Origin of the sequence: Clostridium sp. UBA5712 (assembly GCF_002419845.1) — a bacterium.
GTDB classification, from domain to species: Bacteria; Bacillota; Clostridia; order Clostridiales; family Clostridiaceae; genus Clostridium_J; species Clostridium_J sulfidigenes.
On record NZ_DIGW01000011.1, the window covers coordinates 251,258 to 268,504 of the forward strand.

At 29.1% G+C, this 17,247-nt stretch carries 24 protein-coding genes and 1 pseudogene; 2 read left to right on the forward strand and 23 right to left on the reverse strand.

Annotated features, from left to right (window positions below; all coding sequences use genetic code 11):
- The 20 genes and pseudogenes from B3B03_RS07455 to B3B03_RS07550 form a co-directional block, all read right to left on the reverse strand.
- A pseudogene (locus B3B03_RS07455) lies at positions 1-553 on the reverse strand (collagen-like protein); the annotation flags it as partial.
- A 158-nt stretch (positions 554-711) separates the two neighbouring features.
- Positions 712-1,194 (reverse strand): GNAT family N-acetyltransferase, encoded by a 483-nt coding sequence (locus B3B03_RS07460; protein ID WP_346876893.1) that lies wholly within the window; start codon positions 1,192-1,194, stop codon positions 712-714.
- A 70-nt stretch (positions 1,195-1,264) separates the two neighbouring features.
- The gene (locus B3B03_RS07465) at positions 1,265-1,516 is read right to left on the reverse strand and encodes a GNAT family N-acetyltransferase (RefSeq protein WP_346876894.1); all 252 of its coding nucleotides are present in this window, start codon (positions 1,514-1,516) and stop codon (positions 1,265-1,267) included.
- The gene (locus B3B03_RS07470; RefSeq protein WP_346876895.1) at positions 1,507-1,725 is read right to left on the reverse strand and encodes a hypothetical protein; all 219 of its coding nucleotides are present in this window, start codon (positions 1,723-1,725) and stop codon (positions 1,507-1,509) included. The genes B3B03_RS07465 and B3B03_RS07470 overlap by 10 nt, the downstream gene beginning before the upstream one ends.
- Before the next feature lie 246 nt (positions 1,726-1,971).
- Positions 1,972-2,610 (reverse strand): nucleoside deaminase, encoded by a 639-nt coding sequence (locus tag B3B03_RS07475; protein ID WP_346876896.1) that lies wholly within the window; start codon positions 2,608-2,610, stop codon positions 1,972-1,974.
- Positions 2,591-3,637: an NUDIX domain-containing protein gene (locus B3B03_RS07480; RefSeq protein ID WP_346876897.1), complete on the reverse strand. Its 1,047-nt coding sequence runs from the start codon at positions 3,635-3,637 to the stop codon at positions 2,591-2,593. Before B3B03_RS07480 ends, B3B03_RS07475 begins: the two co-directional genes overlap by 20 nt.
- 257 nt (positions 3,638-3,894) lie before the next feature.
- Positions 3,895-4,044 (reverse strand): hypothetical protein, encoded by a 150-nt coding sequence (locus B3B03_RS07485; RefSeq protein ID WP_346876898.1) that lies wholly within the window; start codon positions 4,042-4,044, stop codon positions 3,895-3,897.
- The gene (locus tag B3B03_RS07490; protein WP_346876899.1) at positions 4,034-4,378 is read right to left on the reverse strand and encodes a DUF1801 domain-containing protein; all 345 of its coding nucleotides are present in this window, start codon (positions 4,376-4,378) and stop codon (positions 4,034-4,036) included. Before B3B03_RS07490 ends, B3B03_RS07485 begins: the two co-directional genes overlap by 11 nt.
- Positions 4,379-4,432: 54 nt before the next feature.
- Positions 4,433-4,960: a GNAT family N-acetyltransferase gene (locus B3B03_RS07495; protein WP_346876900.1), complete on the reverse strand. Its 528-nt coding sequence runs from the start codon at positions 4,958-4,960 to the stop codon at positions 4,433-4,435.
- Between the two features lie 119 nt (positions 4,961-5,079).
- Entirely contained in the window at positions 5,080-5,238 is a 159-nt protein-coding gene (locus B3B03_RS07500; RefSeq protein WP_346876901.1) for a hypothetical protein, read from the reverse strand.
- A 3-nt stretch (positions 5,239-5,241) separates the two neighbouring features.
- Positions 5,242-5,868: a helix-turn-helix domain-containing protein gene (locus B3B03_RS07505; RefSeq protein WP_346876902.1), complete on the reverse strand. Its 627-nt coding sequence runs from the start codon at positions 5,866-5,868 to the stop codon at positions 5,242-5,244.
- A 274-nt stretch (positions 5,869-6,142) separates the two neighbouring features.
- The gene (locus B3B03_RS07510) at positions 6,143-6,610 is read right to left on the reverse strand and encodes a hypothetical protein (protein WP_346876903.1); all 468 of its coding nucleotides are present in this window, start codon (positions 6,608-6,610) and stop codon (positions 6,143-6,145) included.
- Positions 6,611-6,702: 92 nt separating this feature from the next.
- Complete coding sequence (locus B3B03_RS07515) at positions 6,703-7,437, reverse strand: MBL fold metallo-hydrolase (RefSeq protein WP_346876904.1); 735 nt, start codon at positions 7,435-7,437, stop codon at positions 6,703-6,705.
- Between the two features lie 101 nt (positions 7,438-7,538).
- Positions 7,539-8,372, reverse strand: coding sequence for a GNAT family N-acetyltransferase (locus B3B03_RS07520; RefSeq protein WP_346876905.1), 834 nt, complete (start codon positions 8,370-8,372; stop codon positions 7,539-7,541).
- A 326-nt stretch (positions 8,373-8,698) separates the two neighbouring features.
- Positions 8,699-9,943 carry an SEC-C metal-binding domain-containing protein gene (locus B3B03_RS07525; RefSeq protein WP_346876906.1) on the reverse strand — a complete coding sequence of 415 codons (1,245 nt, stop codon included), beginning with the start codon at positions 9,941-9,943 and terminating at the stop codon, positions 8,699-8,701.
- A gap of 155 nt (positions 9,944-10,098) precedes the next feature.
- Entirely contained in the window at positions 10,099-10,245 is a 147-nt protein-coding gene (locus B3B03_RS07530) for a hypothetical protein (protein ID WP_346876907.1), read from the reverse strand.
- Positions 10,220-10,915: a class I SAM-dependent methyltransferase gene (locus B3B03_RS07535; RefSeq protein ID WP_346876908.1), complete on the reverse strand. Its 696-nt coding sequence runs from the start codon at positions 10,913-10,915 to the stop codon at positions 10,220-10,222. The genes B3B03_RS07530 and B3B03_RS07535 overlap by 26 nt, the downstream gene beginning before the upstream one ends.
- A gap of 68 nt (positions 10,916-10,983) precedes the next feature.
- Positions 10,984-11,460: an NUDIX hydrolase gene (locus tag B3B03_RS07540; RefSeq protein ID WP_346876909.1), complete on the reverse strand. Its 477-nt coding sequence runs from the start codon at positions 11,458-11,460 to the stop codon at positions 10,984-10,986.
- 544 nt (positions 11,461-12,004) lie between these two features.
- Positions 12,005-12,697, reverse strand: coding sequence for an MBL fold metallo-hydrolase (locus B3B03_RS07545; protein ID WP_346876910.1), 693 nt, complete (start codon positions 12,695-12,697; stop codon positions 12,005-12,007).
- Between the two features lie 43 nt (positions 12,698-12,740).
- Positions 12,741-13,373, reverse strand: coding sequence for an HD domain-containing protein (locus B3B03_RS07550; RefSeq protein ID WP_346876911.1), 633 nt, complete (start codon positions 13,371-13,373; stop codon positions 12,741-12,743).
- 346 nt (positions 13,374-13,719) lie between these two features.
- On the opposite strand from B3B03_RS07550, the gene B3B03_RS07555 reads away from it, so the two are divergent.
- A complete protein-coding gene (locus tag B3B03_RS07555) occupies positions 13,720-14,073 on the forward strand; it encodes a hypothetical protein (protein WP_346876912.1) in 354 nt (117 codons plus the stop codon).
- Positions 14,074-14,472: 399 nt separating this feature from the next.
- Positions 14,473-14,940, forward strand: a complete 468-nt coding sequence (locus tag B3B03_RS07560; protein WP_346846636.1) for a VOC family protein — start codon at positions 14,473-14,475, stop codon at positions 14,938-14,940.
- Between the two features lie 183 nt (positions 14,941-15,123).
- Here B3B03_RS07560 and B3B03_RS07565 read toward each other — a convergent pair whose 3' ends face one another.
- From B3B03_RS07565 to B3B03_RS07575, 3 genes are all read right to left on the reverse strand, one after another.
- Positions 15,124-15,762, reverse strand: coding sequence for a hypothetical protein (locus tag B3B03_RS07565; protein WP_346876913.1), 639 nt, complete (start codon positions 15,760-15,762; stop codon positions 15,124-15,126).
- Positions 15,759-16,262 carry a flavodoxin family protein gene (locus tag B3B03_RS07570; RefSeq protein WP_346846634.1) on the reverse strand — a complete coding sequence of 168 codons (504 nt, stop codon included), beginning with the start codon at positions 16,260-16,262 and terminating at the stop codon, positions 15,759-15,761. The genes B3B03_RS07565 and B3B03_RS07570 overlap by 4 nt, the downstream gene beginning before the upstream one ends.
- 102 nt (positions 16,263-16,364) lie before the next feature.
- Positions 16,365-17,186, reverse strand: a complete 822-nt coding sequence (locus tag B3B03_RS07575) for a GNAT family N-acetyltransferase (protein WP_346846633.1) — start codon at positions 17,184-17,186, stop codon at positions 16,365-16,367.
- Positions 17,187-17,247: the final 61 nt, after the last annotated feature.

Genomic DNA, 17,247 nt, shown 5'->3' on the forward strand with positions numbered 1-17,247 from the left:
CTTGTGGGCCTGTTGGTCCTTGTAATCCCATGTAACCTCTTGGACCTTGTGGGCCTGTTGGTCCTTGAGCTCCAGTTGAACCTGTTGCTCCTATTGGACCTGTTGGTCCTTGTGCACCTGTCGCACCTGTTGCTCCTTGTGGGCCTGTTGGTCCTTGTAATCCCATGTAACCTCTTGGGCCTTGTGGGCCTGTTGGACCTTGTGGTCCCATGCATCCTCTTGGACCTTGTGGTCCTGTTGGGCCTTGCGGTCCAATGCATCCTCTTGGACCTTGTGGTCCTGTTGGCCCTTGCGATCCCATGCATCCTCTTGGACCTTGTGGTCCTGTTGGGCCTTGCGGTCCAATGCATCCTCTTGGACCTTGTGGTCCTGTTGGACCAATACAGCAGCAACACTGTTGTTGACATTGGTTGTAATAAGGACATTGTGAGCAATTATATTGATACTCTGGGCAATAGCTTGAATCATTACTATAATCACTATTGTCTACATTTAAACCTTGGTTTGTATAATTTATTTGATTGATGTTTTCACCATTATAATATTCTGACATAAATGATTTCCCCCTATTATCTATATGAAATTTTATTTCTATTAGATTCATTATTATTATACTCACCTATAATAATAAATGTTCATAAAAAACAATAAGGTACTAGGGGATTTATTTCCCTCAGTACCTATCTTTAAATTATATTTTTTACATTTATATTAACTCAAGTTTAATTCCATTCTTCTATTTCTTACTGTCATTCCCAATGATTCATAGAATTTAATAGCATCTTTATTAAACTCCCATACAATCAACTGTAAAGATAAAGCTCCTTCTGATTTTGCATAACTTACAACATAATCAAAAAGTAATCTTCCAATACCATTCTTTTGCTTACTAGCTTTAACACAAAAATCATCTATATAAGCAAATGTCATTGGTCTAAGTATCTGAATACTTCTATGGGCCATAATTTTCACAATGCTATATGCTACTAACTCTTTATTATTAAGATCTTCTACTACAAATACCTTTGTGTCACTGGTGCTTAATAACTCATAAAAATCTTCTTTTATCAAAGGAGTATCAGTATTCACATAAACATCTGGTCTATTTTCAACATGTAAATTATGTACTTCTTTAACAAGATTATTGATCTCAATATAATCGCTTATAATTGCTTCTCTTACATGCAAATTCATAAAAATCTCCCCTCTTTATCCTTGTCTTCTAAATTAGAATTTGATTTAATTTATCTATAATTTGAGTTCATTATCCCCAATCATCTTTTATTGTATTTATGCACTTAAATCCATTATTCAAATACAATTCAGTAGCTTTACTATTCAAGTCTGCAACATATAAAATAATTTGCTTGACTCCAGATTTTTGTAAATAATTAATAGCAAAAAATAATAATTTCTTTCCATATCCTTGATTTTGATACTTTTCCTTCACAAACAAATGGTCTATAACATTTTCATTTATTTCAACAGAACCTATCATTTCTTTTTTTATAAACAAAATAAAACAGAAGAATTCTTTTTTATCATTTCCTCTCTAGTATAAAATGAATCTGGATCTAGATTTGTAGCTATACTCAAACTACGAAAACAATCACAACAAATGCTTCGGTAATCATTGTAATATTCATCACTATAATTAACTACATCTATGTCCAAATTCACTTTTTCACCATAATATTGCATTTCATGTACAATAACTTCAGCCATTTTATACTTCCACTCTTTCTTCCCATGAACAGCTTCTTAGTAAGAAACTACTATCCTACCATAGAAATTTCTAATAAAATTTAACTATAGACTATAATCGTAATCTATACTTCTTAACGATAAATAAAATGCTTTATTTCCTTTGAATTATTTAATGTTAATACTTCTGCAACTCGATAACTAAAAACAAAGTCATTAGTTTTGAACAATATATCTTGATTCATTAAGGTGCTCCTCCCAATAATATTAAATATTGTTAAATCTAAGTATTACTTCATCATATATTTGTCCAATTTCCTTCCTTTGCTTTATAGCTTCTAAAAAATAACCTTCATCATACAGTTGTTTTCCCAGCAAAACGCCTTTTCTACAATAGGTTCTCCATGAGTTCAATACTTCTTCTAATCTCTTATGATTTCTTGAATACTCATAAGCAGATTGTAGACAAATATGAAATAACTCTAATTCATCATCTTCTTTATATATAAATATTTTTTTGCTTTTTATATAATCCATATTATAATTTAATTCCGTTGAACCAGCAAAACCATCCCTTGCTGCATACCTCAAATTTCTTATTCCCATCATCACCATGGTCCCAAAACACATAGGACAAGGTTCCATAGTTGTATATAAGGTATATTTCTTTATATCGGGATGTTCCTTTTCTTTTAAATTTATCATAGCAGTCATTTCAGCATGAGCCATATTACTTCCTACCAACGGATTGTTAATAGAATCATCAAAGATTCTATTTCTTCCTCTTGATATGATATTGCCTTCTTCATTAACTATAACAGCTCCTATAGGAATAGTATTCCTTTTAAAAGATTCCCAAGCTAATGAAAAAGCCTCTTGCCAAATATTATCTAACTCCATCCACATTTAAATCTCCTCCTTTAAAATTATTATAATATTTATCAATCATCATCCTATGACTATTTGGTATATTGTTAGGTAATTGTTCATAACTAAAAAATTTCAATTCCTTGGTTTCAAAATCATCTATATTTAATACTCCACTAAAACTTTTAGTAAAATATCCAACAGTTATAAAGTATGCTTTATCGCCATTAGGTAAGTCCATATAGCATTTTTCTCCTGATGTAGTTCCTAGTAGCCTTAGCCCCTTAATATCTAATCCTGTCTCTTCTTTTGATTCTCTAATAGCAGTTTCTTCAAGGGATTCTCCTAATTCTGTAATTCCTCCAACTAGTCCCCACTTATATGGAAATGTTCCCCTTCTTTGAAGCAAAATTTGATTATTTTTGTTGATTATTAAAATATTTACCCCTGTTAAATTTATTGCATCATGTCCAACTCTATCACGTATGTATTCTACGTAATTCATATTCTCAAATTTGCTCCTCCTATTAATTATTTCAAGAATCTGACTTACTATAGCCTCTACTGGTAAGGAACCATCTATTACAAAATCAGAGTTTGGTTTAATTGAATTCAACGCTTCTAAATAACCTAATCTTCCACGTGATAAATAAACATCTAAATCTTGCCTTATACTTTCAAAAGAAAATTCTTTAAAATCTCTCAATATACGCCTAGCCATGGCAATATCCAGAGATATATCAATAAATACTGTCAAATCTATATATTTACTCATTTCATTGTGTTTGTAAGCAAATGGATAATCAAGTATTATGTAGTCTAATGATTCTATAGAATTAGAAAGCAAAGAATTTAAATCATTAATTAAAGGTGTAAAGTTCCATTCATTATAATCTGAACCTCTCTCAACCCACTCACATATATCTTCAGGACCATTAAATTCATAATCGTCAAAGTATAATGCTTTAGAATTATGTAATTTTTTGTTTAATACTGTTGTAACAGTAGTCTTTCCACCACCTGATACTGCTGCTATAGCAATAACTAACGTCTTCTTAGCATCCATTTTAATCCTCCAGTTCTTAATTTATATTTCAGATATACTTTTATTATCTTGTTATAATTTAATCCATTCAACTATATATTTGCTAAAAAGTTTATATTTATCTTTTTATATAATTTTACTCCACAGTTTCAATATTACTGGTATTACATATTATAAAATAAAACTTTCAAATTTCTTGGAATTGCTTCATACCATTGCTCAATCCCTAGCATATACACTTTCGATTTAAAGCCTGCTGAAAAAGAATCAATGGATTTTCATTCTAATAACATATTAGTTTCTTCTTCTGTAAAAAACATATCCTCATTAATTTTCTCTTTTTCCTCTGAATTCATTTGACAAATATGCTGACAGGCTAGACAATCATATAAGGTGTTATGGGCAGTTATAGGAATCCTAATATACACTTACGAAACAAGCCCTAAATATCTTTGATATAGTTTCAAATGGTATTACTTGATTATCAAATATTTGTAGCGCGCCTTTTGGTGTAATTTTATATTCTAATAACTCATCTTTATATTGAAATACTTTATCTACAAAAATATTTATATGATCATTGAATACGCGAATAACAATAGTTGTTCTATCTATATAGAAACATGGAACTTTAGTCCACATTTTTTCCTTTATATCAGGAACTATATCGTGAATTATATTTCTAATGGACTCCAATCGTTTTTCTTTTTCCACTCCATAACTTGCAAAATAATCTGAAACTTCTTTACATTTAATCCCCATAATTTCCTCCCACTTTTATACTTAATAATTTAACTATAGAGTATACTCACACTGTCAAAGTAATTTTTCATATAATCTAAACCAATTTAACCCATAGTTTCCAAGCCCTAAGTCAACGGTATCAATATATTTAAAACCACATTTTTCATATAGCTTAATTGCAGGTATATTACCTTCATAGACATCCAATCTAATTGATTTAACCTGTGACTTAATACTATGCTCAATAGCAAAATCCATTAACGCTTTACCTACACCACATTTCAAAAACTTTGGTTGTACTACAAATGTATATACTACAAAAACATCTGAATAATCAGACTTAAATCCCCATTCTGCATTATAATATGCAGGTTCAGGCTCATGGCTTAAAATAATAGAACCAACTATTTTATTATTATGCTTTGCTACATAAAGATTTCCATGTTTAACTCCATCAATTGCATTTTGCCGTACAGGATATATCCCTTTTTTCCATCCAGGATAGTTTACTCCTTCTGCTAAATGGTCATTTAAATCGTTATAAAGCTGTTCTAACTCATCAAAATCATCAGCTTGTCCTAGTTCAAAAACTATATCCATATATGTAGTCCTCCAATCAACATAACTTCTCTATTAAATTTCTTTTTAATTATCAAAATGGAAAGGTTGCGAATTAACACAACCTTGCATTATATTCATTTCACAAAAATTAATCCCCGTTACTCAAAAAATTTAAGTATACTACCATCAATAGTGGTAACCTCACAGGTTTTTCCTCCCCATGGCTCCGTTACAATCTCTGTTATTTGATTCCATCCATTCTTCTTGACAAATTCATATAATTGTTCTATACCTTGCACAAGCATGAATCCAACCATTATTTAAAGTGCATCTCTCTTAAACATATGAATTCCTGTGAAGGGCGCAATATGCAACACTTCTATTTCTATAGGTATGTTGCTTACACAACCATAAGTACCAATGCCATCTTCATCTCTTGCATCAATTTGTCCATACCATCCAAGTACTTCTTTAAACCATTTTAACGTTTTATCCATATCTTGGGTGTAATATACCGCTCCTGTTTCTTTTACAACATAGCCTCTTTCACTAAAATCACTCATAATTACTTTTCCTCCTGATAAATTTGATTTTACAGATATACGGGAGAATGTTTTTAAATTACTCCTCTTCTTTCTTGCTATGGATGGAGTTATCCCATGAAATCTGGAGAATGCTCTTGTAAAACTCTCATTAGTTTGATAACCATACTTTATGGCAATATCTAAAATACTGCTTTCTTCCCTCAAAAGTTCATACCCAGCTAATGTCAGTCTACGGTTTCTGATATACTCTCCTAAGGTGCAATCACACAATATTGTAAATATCCGTTGAAAATTAAAACTTGATGTGTATATCTTTGCAGCTAATATGTCAGCATCTAGTTCTGACTCAATGTTATCTTCAATAAAGTCAATTGTGTTTTGAATACTCTCTATCCAGTCCACATTCTCACCTCCCTACAATTCTTATCATACTAAAATACAATTTATCATTCTTGACATTTTATGCATAAATTTGTTCGGATATTCTGATCGCCTTTTAGTTAAGCGAAGCACGCGCATAGTATATTAATGTTTAGATATAAATGCCATTTAATGGTTAGATAGTACAATTCCCTTGCGTACAGTTAAATAGATTTTTACATACCTTAAATATTACTCATATATATCCATATATTAATAAATTTTTTTCTATTTTAAAATTAATTATTATAAGTATTTAGTAACCAGCCATCTTCATTAATTCCAATAAATTCTCTGTTATATTTGTTTTTAAATCACCATATTTTTCATCTGAATATTCATACTGACTACCATATCTTTGTTCCTTTGGATAAAAATAAGATGGTCTGCACTTATTCTCTTCAGGTTCCCAATCATAACGAGCTTCAATATGCGCATGTAAATAGTGATCTAAATTCATCAAAATAGAGTAATTAATTCTTAATGGATTACATGCTTTTATAATAGCGTCTCCTATTAATGTCATATCAGTTAAATATTGAGTTCTTTCCTCTAGAGATAATTCATTTAATGAACTCGCTCTCGGATATCCAAGAAGAACACAATATCCAGGCAGAAATTGATTATCTCCTATAACAGCAAAGCCACTTTTCATTCTTACCATTACTGTAGGATTTTCACCTCTCTCTGCAGAACCAATCCTATCATTTTTCCAGCTATTCATAATATATTTCCTCCAAACATTATTTTTTAACAGGTTTTTACTTATATTGTTTTTTCTTTATCCATTTTTAAATCTATCTAAAACTTTATATTCTACTGATTATTTATTCTATTAAGTATTATTTCTCTATGCCTTGATATTTCCTCATATATTTCTTCTCCATATAGTATTCGTCCATGTCCTGGAACAAGAATTTCAGGTTTTAAATCTTCAATTAATTCTAATGTTTTTAGCCAATCAATCCATAATTCTTTATTTCCAAAAGCTAATGTAGGTAAAAAATCTGAATATATAGTGTCAGCAACATATATAACCTTGTCCATTGGTTCATAGACCATTATATTCTTATCTGTATGCCCATTGGCTATATATATTTTAAGATTAACACCTTCAATTTCTAATTCTGTATCTCCCTTAATTTTTATATCTGTTTCAAAAGACTTAACCCCTTCAAAATATAAATAAGCCTCTTTATTTTTTCTTCTTCTTTCAATTGTAATTTCATTATTGCATTCCTCTATATAACTATCTATCTCCTCTTGTTTTAGACTTACTCCCTCACGGGCTAATATTTTTACTCCTTTAGATTCGAAAAAAGAATTACCAAATATATGATCATAATGACCTTCTAAGTTAATAAGATAGGATACTTTATTCTCTGGAGCAACCGCGTTAGCGTATCCTAAAATAGTTTGAGCTGACTCTTTATTAAATCCAGAATCAATAATAACAGTCTCCTTTTCTCCTATAATAAACCCTGCATTAACAGAAAAACAATCAGCATGAGATAAACCTGTTAGACAATAACATTTATTAGATAGTTTCATATTTTTCCTCCATACTATTTTAATATAATCATTTTAACCAACTTTTTATAATAGTAATTTCAAATAAAATTTAATAGATTAATTATAAATTACGCTCTTTTCTACTTTATACCTTTAACAACAAACTCATGTGCACGTTCTTTTATAAAACCTACCTTTTCATATAAAAACCTTGCTGAATTTCCTTCAACTACCCAAAGTGCTACTGTTGTATATCCTTTATCTAACAATCTATTAACAGCATAGCTTAACAATGTTTTTCCATACCCTTTATGCTGATGCTCTACTACTACTGCAAGTGAATCTATTTCATTAGCTTCAAGTCTAACAGCTGCTACTATTTCATCATTTTTACGTAACAAAAATATATTTTCTGCATTTTCTTTATACTGATTTCTTTCTTCCTCACTTGGTAGGCTCAATGTAGAATCTAAACCCACAGATAAACGCATTTTATGAAATGATTCACTGAAAACTTTTTGACATTCATGATAATACTTATCTTCATAATTTATAATTTCATCATTATCTACCGCCAATTTACTGCCATTATAAGTCATAAAATTAGATGTAAACCAATAGTTATACCCATTTTTATACAAAAATGTTTTTTCAACATCACTAACTCTAAAATCACAAACTATTTCCTCAACTCCAACATTTCTCATTGTATCCTCTAAGTACTTTAACAAGGCAGCTCCTATACCTTTTTTTCTTTTTGATGGTTTCACATATAAAGTCATACTAGCCTTTTTACTTACTTCAGTAAATACACCTACCCCAACCACTTCATATTCAACTACAACAATTCTCCCATGCTGAGGCCATCTATTTAAGCAGCTAATAACATCGTTTCTTACAAAATCATCATCTGAAATAAGCTCATTTACTTCATCTTTATATTCATACTTATACTCTTTAATACATAAGTTCATAATTAAATACATCCTCCAAAACATTTATCATAAAGATATTTCTACTATATATCCATTTCTATTCTGCTATTCTTCATTTAAATCCCAATAATTCCTTTATTTTAATAGCATCTTTTTACCATCTTTTATATATACGCTAAAAACTTTAATATTCCTCTTTTTATAAAGTTATACTTTATTTTACATGGATATCTATTTATCTTATGCGCAAATCAAACAAATTTAAACAAAAATAAACTTCAGAAGAGCATTATCTCCTCTGAAGTTTATTTACTTATGTTTACTATTAAATTAAACTTTATAAAACTAAGACTTTCCTAACCAAGTTATAATCCCTTAGATTCACAGCATTTTTTATACTTTTTACCACTACCACATGGGCAAGGATCGTTTCTTCCAACTCTTACCTTTTCTATGTTAACTCTATTAGAATTATTTTTCTCTGCTTCTGTATACCCATTATATTTCCAAGCTGGGATTTTCCTACAAACATCATCTATTGCATTAATTATTTCACTTTCCAAAAATTCTGGTACAGATAGATGATCAAGAGCCTTCTTAATTAGTTCTTCTTTACCTTCTAATTGATATGTTTCATATGTAAACTCCAGTAATTGTTCTATACCATCTCCTGGTATATCATAGTTATCCTTAATAACTTTTATAAATTTTTTATAGTTATTTTTATCACCTATGTAATCTCTTCTACTAGCCTTAAGCAACTCTGTTTTTGTAAGTTGTTTGTAGTCATATGTTAATCCTTGTAATTTTAGAGCTTCCAACTCCTGTATATCACATAAAAAACCATTTAACCCAAAACTATCTTCATAGATATACTCAGCACAAGTTTTTTCTCCCATAGCTAAAATTTTCTCTACTTCTTCTAAGGGTAAATCTATCTTTGCATCCTCAGGTAATCTTTCCATAAATTCTTTTGCAGCGATCCCACCATAATAGTAAAGCATACCTCTAAATAACTTTATTATTTCATCATTCTTCTCTATAGACTTCTTGTCTATTTGCGGTATAACTTTAAGAAACTGCTCTGGTGCACAAAGATATAATTTATCATCACTTTCAGCAATATATAACATTCCCATTTCTTGCATAAATATAGAGTTTTCGGACTCATCCATATGTCCACTTATAGGAATAATTCCATTATTTTTTAGTATTTTTTGTAAAGAAATATAACAATCACTATCTACATATTTCAATACTTTTAAGATTGCATCTTCATAATTAATGGCAATTTTATCAATCAAATCATCTTTTTTATCAGCTGACTTATATTCAATGTTTAATTCATTCATTATCTCTTTTAAAGTATCCTTGGTTTCCACTTTTAGAAGTTCCTTTAAATCTTTAGAACACTCTCTTTTCAATGCACTCTTAGCTGTCCTTTGAATTCTTTTAAGGATAATTTCATCTACTAACCCTGCAATTTCAGTATCTACATCTTCTAAATATTTTTCATTCTTTAAGTCATTAGCTTCTTGTTCTAGGATGTTTGTTTCATTAGTAGTTTCATCCGTAACTTGTTTTTCACAGAAATAAGATTTTTCTTTCATTGTTCCCTCCTGATTTATCTTTATGTTTCAAAAACTATTGTACTATAATTATTTATTAATTTCTATTGAAGTAAAATAGTTAATTCCTTATTTAATAAATTATAACATAAGACAATGATACTTTTAATATCATTGTCTTATGTTATAATATTAAGTCATCTTTTCCTAGTTATATACAAAGAAAACTTAAAGAACCCACTTACATATCCTTCATTATTATTTATAACCTCTTCAATTTCACTATCCATCTTTTTAATGATTTCCTCATCTAATCCATCAATAATAGAAGCAAATGCTGGCATTGATTTTGTAGCCTTTAAATAACTGCCTTGAATTATTTCTTACTTCTTGTGTATATTCTATTTTTTCAACTAAATCAAACAACTCAGATGCTTCTATTTCTGCCTTTCTTTCATCATTGGTTGATATTCCATCATGTACACGTCTTTCAGGTTTTCTATTGTCAGTAAAGTAATTAGAAATGTACTTTTTAACAATACGTTCAACCTTTCTTTCTATTTCTTTTGTTCTAGGAAATTCATCATCACATGGATTATACCAAAATAAAACAAGATAGCCATTCTCCTTTAAAAGTTCATGACATTTTTTATATTTAATATTTTTATCTAGCCAATGAAATGCCTGAGCACAAAAAATCATGTCATATTTTTCATTATTAGAACAATTCCATTCCTCAAAAGATACTACATCAACTGAAACATTGGGGTAGTCTCTGCACTTATCTCTTAGAATTTCTGCCATATCTTCCCCTAATTCTATTCCATGAACTCTAAAGCCTTTATCTGCAAATTGTATAGTTGCTTTTCCAGTTCCTGATCCAATTTCAAGTAGCCTATCATTGAATTTTAAATCAGTCTTTGAGATTACATCTTGAATTAATTTTTCTGGGTAAGAAGGTCTTATCTCTTCGTATATATCAGCAATACCTTTATAGGGTTCTATTTTATTCATTACATTTAACCTCCTTAATATTCACTATATATGTACTAATAACTCCATATATCCTAAATAATATTAAATTAAATGCTTTCATATGTGACAATATGTTCAACAGTATCACTAATACATGTTAGTTTCTCTGCAAAGAAGCTAGGAAAAGCTAAATAATCCCTCAATTTTTCAATAGGTAGCCAATGCATATATTCACGACCACCTAGGGAATAACTATTGCTATTGAGTTCTTGACTTTCTCTTGGCTTCATTAAAAAGTAAAAGGTTATTTCATGACATTTTAACCCTTCTAATGATCCAGTACCATGAAAAAAGTTCTCATGAATAAAGGCTAATCTTTCAATCTCATATTCTACGCCTGTTTCTTCAAAAACCTCTCTTCTTACTGCATCTTCTGCTTTTTCCCCAAGATGCACACCTCCCCCAATGGAGTAATAATAATCATCTACTTCGTTTTTAGCAAAAAGTACATGTCCATTTTCTATAATAATTGCTGCTGCTCTATATCTAAACCATCCATCTTCTTTTTCAAATCCACAATCCATTTTAAACCTCCAATTAAAATTTATTTATCTTTTCCATCTAATTTCGTTTTTATATCATTAAGTTTTTCTATAATAATCATTGAGCATACTATTATTATTGCAGCTAAAATCCCTATTCCAGAATCTCCACCAAATAGCACTGTAACAAAATAGTATACTCATAATCCTATAAAACCATAGACTATATATAGCACGTTTATCCTTCTTTATATACTAGATAATACATTATAACCCATAAATTAATTATAAACCAATAAAAGTAAATATAAAATAAAAAATTCTTACTTCATTAACGCTTACCACTAAAACATGAAAACCGCCCGAAACCCGCATGAATAAAACAACTATTTAAATAGTTATATATTTTAATAGTTTCCTATATACCTATGTAAATAGTTTTCTATATACATATTTTCCCATTTTAATGAAAATCCAAATACATTCTTTAGTTTTATATATTATATTGCAGAAATTATTTTATAACATAAGTGTTTATAGAGTAGATTATGCTTCTTATATTTATAGTTGTATACAATAAATCTATTCAAATATGAATTGCAAAATTCTCAAATTCAAAGACTCCAGCGTCTTGATGCCGACAACCTTCTTTCTTAATTTTAGAGAATCCTTGATTAATTTCATCAACTAAATTAATACTAATATCTAAACTGTGGTGTCCTGGAAAAATTTTTTTAATATCTAGAGTACTGATTTTTTGAACTGATTGCATGAAATCAGTAGGATTTGTTGTAGGATAAAAGGCGTCTAAAGTTCCTTTGTAAATCAAGTCACTTGAAAATAAATATTCTCTTTTCTCCTCGTAAAAACACATATGTCCAGGAGAATGTCCAGGTGTATGAATTACTGTTAATTTTCTTTCTCCAATATGAATCTTTTCACCATCCCTTAAAAGAAAACCTGGATTTCCTTGAAATATTTCATAATTGTCTATATTAAAATCACATGGGAAATCACAAGGATATTTCATTAAATTATTCTTTACTACTTGAAGAGGAATGGGAAATTTTTTTGATATCCAATCTTCTTCATTTTCATGGATCCCATATTTTGAGAAATATTTATGACCACCTATGTGATCCCAATGAATATGAGTCGAAATCACCTCTATGGGTAAATCTGTTATTTGATCAATTATATTTTTTATATTTGCAATACCAAGTCCTGTATCAATTAAAACACATTTATCATTTCCAATTAATATGTAATTCTTTATCATATTTAAGATTGAATCCAAACCTTTTTATCAAAGCTAAAATACACTAGAGAACTGAATCAAATGTATTTTCCTTTATATTAGGTAATAAACTGTAAATTGATCTTCCGATTTTTTCCTCAAAATATTTTTTAATTTCAAAAGTTGACTTCCATCTTGGAATTGTATATTCGTTAACTCCTCCTCTTAATGCCATCTCTACAAGCCTTTTCTCAATTAAAACGAATCCACTTGGTAGTGCTAAATAATCACATAATTTTATTAATTTATCATAATCAGTGTCCTCTGTACGAGATAAAAACTCCTTAGCAAAATTATATTCTTCAATTGTACCGTCCCATTTACCTACAATAACAACTTCTTTATTATATTTAAATCCAGTATGGCTTATACAAGTTCTAGCTACTAAATCATATCCTTTCTTAACTACATAATTATATCCATCTACACCATGCCTCATACCATGTATGCCTTCTCTTCTTCCTATATCATGCAATAGCCCTAAAATATATGCTAATTCAGGATCTAAATCATCTGTCTGCTCTGCTATTAGTTTTGCTCCCTCAGCTACATTAATTGAATGCTCAACCCATTTACCTGGATTGAGTTTTTCAGCTTCTTCTAAAATCATTTTTGCTTCTTCTAATGTAGGTACACCTTTTTTATAACAATATTCCATACTTATCTCTCCTTATAAAAACTTTTTTCACCAAAAATAGAGTTACTAATAAACCTATAAATTGATTATACGACAATAAAAGTAGATTTAAAATAAATTTATCACATTTAATCCAGTATTTTGAAATATAATCTTCTTAATATTAACTATGGATTTACTCTACTCATATATTACATTTTATTATATCTTTAAGTAATAGTATATAAATGTTGTAAAATCAGTTACAATAACTTGGTCTTTGAAACTGAATAGAACCGTATTGGAAAATATGTTATACTATGTATATTAATTAAACAGAATCAATAAATAATTTTAATGCATTCTGAGTGAATAGGAGTAATTTAAAATGAATTCATGGAAAAAATACAAGCACCTTATCATCGTATTGGGTATACTTTTATGGATTTTAGCTAAACTTATTGGAATTCAGCAATGGGATAGTGCCATATTAATGATAACCATTCTATTGTGTAGTATTGATGATATTATTGAATATGCAAAAAAAAATGGCATTAAAAAATTTGCTATTTTGATTGGTGTATTTATAATTATATGCTTATTAACATCACTGATATTTATTAAAATATCCCTTAGCTTTCATTTATCACTAATTTCAAAAACAGTTATTATAATTTTAGGATTAGTCATTGATTTATTTATCATAGGTTATACAATGAAGAAATTAGGAACAACTATCTAATCTTTTAGAAAATTGAGCTATTGAAAACAACTAGCACTTAGCCATTAAACAATAAGAGCTGTCAGGGATGACAGCTCAATATAAATTTATACACATTTCTATTTACACTTGGTTTATTTAGCTAGAAGCTCCAAGAAAACGATGGTTGCTTTGGGTATGGCTGTGATTTAACAATTCTTGCAATACCTATATATTCATGTGTATAACACTGACATTTATATTTATAACTAGAATTTTTACAATTATTCTTATTGTACGTTTTTTCCTTAAACATGATAATCCCCCCTTTTCATTAATGAAAAATTTTTCTTGCCAATTACACAATATGAAAAATAGGTTAAAAAGTTACTATAATAATTAAATCAAATAAGAATTATTACTTATATGAGGAGGAATATAATGAAATTTTTGAGTTCATTAATAGTGGTTTCTGATATAGAAAAATCAAAGTTGTTTTATTATGAAGTGCTTGGATTAAAGGTTGTTGAGGATTTTGGTGCAAATGTGACTTTAACAGGAGGTATTGCATTACAAACAAAAGATTCGTGGTGTACTTTTATTCACAAAAAAGATAATGAAATTGTATTTGGAGGAAATGACACAGAATTATACTTTGAAGAAGATAATTTTGATTGCTTTATTCAAAGGCTTAATAACATGACAGATATTAATTATGTACATTCCATAGTAGAACATTCTTGGGGGCAGCGTGTTGTTCGATTTTACGACCCTGACAATCATATTATTGAAGTTGGTGAAAATATGATCATGGTTGTCAGAAGATTCTTGAATAATGGTTTATCAATTAAGGAAATTGCTATTAGAATGGATGTGCCAGTTGATTATGTGAACTTTTGCCTAAAGTAGATTATGACTATATTAAGTTGAGTTTAAGCTTTTTTCAAAGGTTCTTCAATAAATAAAAATACCGTATTATTCATAATGAATAAGCGGTATTCTTATTTCCAAATTTAAATAATTCAATATTAATATTTTCTTTCATATCATTTAGAATTTCATTATTTCTGTTCTAAATAAGTAAAAAAACTATTATTTTCTTAAAAATAAGTCTTTCCTCTTTAATCCATTTCCTTTAATAGATTGTCTCCATCCCATTTCTGCAGCAAACTTATAGGCAACCCTTGGAAAATTTGCTGTTATAAATATATTTTCTTCTGAGGTAGATTTTAAAATATTGTTTGCAATTTGGTTTATAGCTTTTTTTAAGTCTTTCTTAGGTCCATTACCAATAGGTACATTTTTTAAGGATGGGAGCATGCCGCCTGCACCAATTCCAAGCCCTTGTCCCCACTGAAGTCCTGCTTTTATACACCAATTTTCCATAATTTCAATGGCTAATTTATTCTGATGACCTTCATAAAATCCACAATTCACCAAAGAATAAACTTTAATCTCTTTTTCATTTACAGCTTGAAAATAATTTTCTAATTTTGTAAGACAACTTAGCAAATGAGATGGAATTCCATCTACATATAGAGGAAACGCAAATACTAAATCATCACATTCTACTAGATTCTCCATTTCCTTTATACTCAATTGTGGCTTTCTAAAGTGATATTCTATAATCGTATTATCTTGCTTACTTAAAAAAACTTTCAACTCTTGTAAGATGCAATCAGAGGCACTATCTTTAATTTTAGGGCTTCCATTAATAATAGCTATTTTCATAGTATCTCATCCTCCATTTTCTCAATGCTATTAACAAATGAAATACTACTAACATGACAATCCAAATTAATAGAATTTGCTTTCACCAATTTTTCACTAGTTTGTTTTTCTTTTTCAGTTATATTCTCACCATAAAACCAAACTCTCATATCTATATGATTTTTATATCTTCTTCGATGATGCATTTCTCCATTTCTTATTGCAAAATAGGGATGGATATAAGAAATGCTTCGGTCTAATACATTTTTTACGAAGGGACTAAATCCACCATAACAACATTTACTAATAAGAATGACCTCTTGACACTTTGACAAATACTCTCCCATATCACCATATTTATCTCGTATTATACAAGCTCCAGGTGTTTTTATCCAACAACCAAAACAACCAATGCAATGATGTATTGTACCATCATCTGAAATAATAATTGTATCATCTAATTGATTAGGAAATATCTTTTTAAACTCTTTATTTTCTAAGTCATGTATCAATAACTTCATTTTACAATGTTCCTTTCTTATAGTTTATAATATAACTTTCAATTATTGTATCCTCATATAAATAATCATCATTACAAGTTAAGTATTTCATATAAAATAGCATTAAAGAGACATCCCAATTGATGATTCTGTTTCTTCGTGAAACTCATATCCTACACTATTATAAACTGACAATGCTCTTTTGTTTGCACTCCAGACTTCTAGTCTTGATTCCTTGATATTTAAATCCTTTAACCCTTGAAAGGCTCTTATAATCAGATTTTTTCCAACACCTTGCTTTCTCCATTCTTTTGAAACAAATAAATCATCCACCCAACCATATTTATTGTTTAATCCATCTTCCTTTACGATAATAATAATATTACCTACAATTTCGCCCCTATGTTTAGCTGCTATACTGAACCATTGATTTTCTCTTCTTAATTCCTTTATATCCTCAATGGAATAGCCTCTAACAAATACTTCGTTTTGCTTTTCTACTAACTGTTTTATCTCGTCTTCGTTTATAAATTCAAGAGTAGCAAAGTCTATACCCTCAATATCTGTAATCTGGAAACTCTCCTCAGTTATTTTTTTCTTTATAATATGCATTCCTTCATCATGGTTAAAGCCTTTTTTAGAAGAATAATATGCTATATTCTCTTTATTGTCTGAAAAACAACAATGATAGATTCTTACATCAAGCTCCTTATTTTCTTGTCTTATTACTTGTGATTTCTTCATTATTTCATCAAAGATTTGATCTTTTAACTCCCTTTTATCTATAACATCCTTTACTTTAATATCAATGTAGATATTTAATCTAGGCCTTTCATATAAATCAGATTCCATAAAAGGTGAAATTATACCTTCCCCTACTAAGTTATTGTCTTGGTCATAAGCTTCTATCATATGTTTTCTTTTACTATCTTTAATTTTATACATCATAGTTCCCCCACTTTTTAAATTTAATTTTCACCTAAATGTTTTATTATATAAACTATGC

Coding starts and splice junctions, on each gene's coding strand:
- B3B03_RS07575 (WP_346846633.1), bottom strand. CDS start 17,186: ATGTATAAAATTAAAGATAGTAAAAGAAAACATATGATAGAAGCTTAT.
- B3B03_RS07560 (WP_346846636.1), top strand. CDS start 14,473: ATGAAATTTTTGAGTTCATTAATAGTGGTTTCTGATATAGAAAAATCA.
- B3B03_RS07540 (WP_346876909.1), bottom strand. CDS start 11,460: ATGGATTGTGGATTTGAAAAAGAAGATGGATGGTTTAGATATAGAGCA.
- B3B03_RS07500 (WP_346876901.1), bottom strand. CDS start 5,238: ATGGTTGGATTCATGCTTGTGCAAGGTATAGAACAATTATATGAATTT.
- B3B03_RS07535 (WP_346876908.1), bottom strand. CDS start 10,915: ATGAATAAAATAGAACCCTATAAAGGTATTGCTGATATATACGAAGAG.
- B3B03_RS07490 (WP_346876899.1), bottom strand. CDS start 4,378: ATGGGGATTAAATGTAAAGAAGTTTCAGATTATTTTGCAAGTTATGGA.
- B3B03_RS07470 (WP_346876895.1), bottom strand. CDS start 1,725: ATGGCTGAAGTTATTGTACATGAAATGCAATATTATGGTGAAAAAGTG.
- B3B03_RS07495 (WP_346876900.1), bottom strand. CDS start 4,960: ATGGATATAGTTTTTGAACTAGGACAAGCTGATGATTTTGATGAGTTA.
- B3B03_RS07480 (WP_346876897.1), bottom strand. CDS start 3,637: ATGGATGCTAAGAAGACGTTAGTTATTGCTATAGCAGCAGTATCAGGT.
- B3B03_RS07515 (WP_346876904.1), bottom strand. CDS start 7,437: ATGAAACTATCTAATAAATGTTATTGTCTAACAGGTTTATCTCATGCT.
- B3B03_RS07570 (WP_346846634.1), bottom strand. CDS start 16,262: ATGAAGTTATTGATACATGACTTAGAAAATAAAGAGTTTAAAAAGATA.
- B3B03_RS07520 (WP_346876905.1), bottom strand. CDS start 8,372: ATGAACTTATGTATTAAAGAGTATAAGTATGAATATAAAGATGAAGTA.
- B3B03_RS07530 (WP_346876907.1), bottom strand. CDS start 10,245: ATGCCAGCATTTGCTTCTATTATTGATGGATTAGATGAGGAAATCATT.
- B3B03_RS07510 (WP_346876903.1), bottom strand. CDS start 6,610: ATGAATAGCTGGAAAAATGATAGGATTGGTTCTGCAGAGAGAGGTGAA.
- B3B03_RS07460 (WP_346876893.1), bottom strand. CDS start 1,194: ATGAATTTGCATGTAAGAGAAGCAATTATAAGCGATTATATTGAGATC.
- B3B03_RS07565 (WP_346876913.1), bottom strand. CDS start 15,762: ATGAAAATAGCTATTATTAATGGAAGCCCTAAAATTAAAGATAGTGCC.
- B3B03_RS07545 (WP_346876910.1), bottom strand. CDS start 12,697: ATGATAAAGAATTACATATTAATTGGAAATGATAAATGTGTTTTAATT.
- B3B03_RS07525 (WP_346876906.1), bottom strand. CDS start 9,943: ATGAAAGAAAAATCTTATTTCTGTGAAAAACAAGTTACGGATGAAACT.
- B3B03_RS07550 (WP_346876911.1), bottom strand. CDS start 13,373: ATGGAATATTGTTATAAAAAAGGTGTACCTACATTAGAAGAAGCAAAA.
- B3B03_RS07475 (WP_346876896.1), bottom strand. CDS start 2,610: ATGTGGATGGAGTTAGATAATATTTGGCAAGAGGCTTTTTCATTAGCT.
- B3B03_RS07555 (WP_346876912.1), top strand. CDS start 13,720: ATGAATTCATGGAAAAAATACAAGCACCTTATCATCGTATTGGGTATA.